Source organism: Inquilinus limosus MP06 (assembly GCF_000767795.1).
GTDB lineage: Bacteria > Pseudomonadota > Alphaproteobacteria > DSM-16000 > Inquilinaceae > Inquilinus > Inquilinus limosus_E.
Window position 1 is genome coordinate 1 of the sequence record NZ_JANX01000670.1, and the last position, 3,003, is coordinate 3,003.

The 3,003-nt window shown below is 73.1% G+C and carries 3 protein-coding genes and 1 pseudogene; 3 read left to right on the forward strand and 1 reads right to left on the reverse strand.

Annotated elements, in window-relative coordinates:
- The coding region (locus P409_RS30550; RefSeq protein WP_034847328.1) for an FGGY family carbohydrate kinase at positions 1-741 on the reverse strand (741 nt) is incomplete at its 3' end.
- Positions 742-911: 170 nt separating this feature from the next.
- Here P409_RS30550 and P409_RS30555 point away from each other — a divergent pair.
- The 3 genes and pseudogenes from P409_RS30555 to P409_RS30565 all read left to right on the forward strand — a co-directional run.
- Positions 912-1,886 (forward strand): zinc-dependent alcohol dehydrogenase, encoded by a 975-nt coding sequence (locus P409_RS30555; RefSeq protein WP_034847330.1) that lies wholly within the window; start codon positions 912-914, stop codon positions 1,884-1,886.
- 271 nt (positions 1,887-2,157) lie between these two features.
- Positions 2,158-2,562: a 6-pyruvoyl trahydropterin synthase family protein gene (locus tag P409_RS30560; RefSeq protein ID WP_034847332.1), complete on the forward strand. Its 405-nt coding sequence runs from the start codon at positions 2,158-2,160 to the stop codon at positions 2,560-2,562.
- Positions 2,559-3,003: pseudogene (locus tag P409_RS30565) on the forward strand (glycosyltransferase); the annotation flags it as partial. The gene P409_RS30560 and the pseudogene P409_RS30565, both read left to right, overlap by 4 nt.

Consider the following 3,003-nt stretch of genomic DNA (forward strand, 5'->3'; position numbering starts at 1 on the left):
GATCACCCCGACCCCGGCCGCCCCAGCGGCGTTGTCGCCGGCCCCGCCGGCCACCACCGCATCGGCCGGCACGCCCCAGGCGGCGGCGACCTCCGGCCGCAGCGTGCCGGTGGCCTGGCTGCCCTCGAACAGCTCCGGCATGGCGGAGAGGGGGAGGCCGGTGGCGGCCAGCATCGGCTCGGACCAGCGCCGAGCGCCGACATCCAGCCACAGCGTGCCGGCGGCGTCCGACATCTCCGAGGCCGCGGCGCCGGTCATGCGCAGGCGCAGATAGTCCTTCGGCAGCAGCACCCGGCGGGTGCGGGCGAAGGCGTCGGGCTCATGCGCCGCCACCCACAGCAGCTTGGGCGCGGTGAAGCCGGGCATGGCCAGGTTGCCGGTGATGGCGCGCGAGCGCGGCTCGCGCCGCTCCAGCTCGGCGCATTCGGCCGCGGCCCGGCCGTCATTCCACAGGATCGCCGGGCGGATCGGCCGATCGGACTCGTCCAGCAGGGTGGCGCCGTGCATCTGGCCGGACAGGCCGATGCCGCGCACGCCGGACAGGGCCTGGGCTTGCCGGGCCTTGAGCGCGACCACGGCCTGATCGGTGGCGTGCCACCACTCCTCCGGGTCCTGCTCGCTCCACAGCGGATGCGGGCGCGAGACGGCGAGCGGCACCGCTTCCTGATCGACCACGCGCTGGTCGCCGTCGACCAGCACCACCTTGACCCCCGAGGTCCCGAGATCGATGCCGAGAAACATGCCCATCCTCCCGATTGCGGCCCCAAGCTACGGAACCCTTTGGCCATAGGCAACGCGCGAGGGCGGCTTGACCGTGTTGCAGCGGTAGCCGGTTTTTCCCGTGCTGTCTGGTTGGTCTTCGGTGCTGGCCTCTGGCCAGGGGCGCCGCGGCGGCTTATTCCAGGGGCATCATGGAAGCGCGCGCCCTCTGGATCCTCAAATCGGGCCAGGCCCGGATCGGCACCGAGACCCTGCCCGAGCCGGGGCCCGACGAGGTCCGGGTCCGCGCCCGCTTCGGCGCCGTCAGCCGCGGCACCGAGGCGCTGGTGTTCCAGGGCAAGGTGCCGCGCAGCCAGCACCAGGCGATGCGGGCGCCGTTCCAGGCCGGCGTGTTCCCCGGCCCGGTGAAGTACGGCTACATCAATGTCGGCACGGTCGACGCCGGTCCGGAAGCCCTGCTGGGCCGCGACGTGTTCTGCCTCTACCCGCACCAGACCCGCTATGTCGTGCCGGCATCGGCGGTGACGCCGCTGCCCGAGGGGCTGCCGCCGCAGCGCGCGGTGCTGGCCGCCAACATGGAGACGGCGCTGAACGTGGTCTGGGACTCGGCGGCGCGGCCGGGGGATCGGATCGCCGTGGTCGGCGCCGGAATCGTCGGCTGCCTCGTCGCGCGGCTGGCCGGGCGGATCCCGGGCTGCATGGTGACGCTGGTCGACACCGATCCCGGCCGGGCGGCGGTGGCCGCGGCGCTCGGCGTCGGCTTCGCCCTGCCGCCGGACGCGCCAGGCGACCGGGACCTGGTGATCCATGCCAGCGGCCACCCCAAGGGCGCGGCCACCGCGCTCGGCCTAGCCGGCCTTGAGGCCACGGTGGTCGAGGCCAGCTGGTACGGCGACACGCCGGTGCTGCTGCCGCTGGGTGAGGCCTTCCACTCCCGGCGGCTGACCCTGCGCTCCTCCCAGGTCGGGATGGTGGCGACGGCGCAGCGGCCGCGCTGGGACCATGCCCGGCGCATGGCCAAGGCGCTGGAGCTGCTGCTGGACCCGGCGCTGGACGCGCTGGTCAGCGGCGAGTGCGGTTTCGACGAGCTTCCCGAGGTGCTGGCCCGGCTGGCGGCCGACCCCGCCGGCGCGCTGTGCCAGCGCATCCGTTACCCGGAGGATTAAACCTGCCTTTCTCACTCCCCTTGCGTCCTGCGCCGGTTCAAAATGCCGACGGGGCAGGAGAGCGGCGCAGCGCGATGCCTTTGCATCGGGCAAGCCGTTCGACGCACCCTGTCGGCATTTTCAACCGGCCCGAAGGGTCGCCTTGCGGCGGCCGCCTGTGGGGGCCGGCCGCTCAACCGTATTCCCGATACGCTTTTCGCGTCCGGCCCCCGCATCCGACTCGCCGCAAGGCGACGCAGGATGCAAGGGGAGTGAGAAAGGCAGGTTAAGCATGTATACCGTGTCGGTCCGCGACCACTTCATGATCGCCCACAGCTTCCGCGGCGCCGTGTTCGGCCCGGCGCAGAAGCTGCACGGCGCCACCTATGTGGTCGACCTGGCCTTCCGCCGGGCGGAGCTGGACGCCGACGGCATCGTCGTCGACATCGGCCTGGCGTCGGAGGCGCTGAAGGCGGTGATGGGTGAGCTGAACTACCGCAACCTGGACGACGAGGCTGCCTTCGCCGGCCGCAACACCACGACCGAGGTGCTGGCCCGCACCATCTTCGACCGCATCGCCGCGCGGATCGCGGCCGGCGAGCTCGGGCCCGGCGCGGCGGCGATCGAGAGCCTGGCCGTGACCCTGCACGAATCGCATGTCGCCTGGGCCTCCTATGAGGGCCGGCTGGCGCGATGAGCCTGGCCTTCCTGCTGCCGGGCGACCCGGAGTCGCGTACCGGCGGCTACATCTACGACAAGCGCATCGTCGAGGGCCTGCGGGCGCTCGGCCGGCCGGTGACGCTGCGCCGGCTGGGCGACGGGTTCCCGTTTCCCAGCCGGGCCGAGGTCGTCGAGGCCACGGCGGTGCTGCGCGGGCTCCCGGACAACGCGCTGGTCGTTCTGGATGGCCTGGCCTTCAGCGTGTTGCCGCAGCAGATGGCGGCCGAGGCGGCGCGGCTGCGGCTGGTGGCGCTGATCCACCACCCGCTGGCCTTCGAGCAGGGCTTGAGCCCGGAACAGCGCCAGGCGCTGGAGGCGAGCGAGCGGCAGGCGCTGGCGGCGGCGCGGCGGGTGATCGTCACCAGCCCCGGCACGGCCCGCGACCTGTTCGGCTACGGCGTCGAGGTCGGGCGCATCG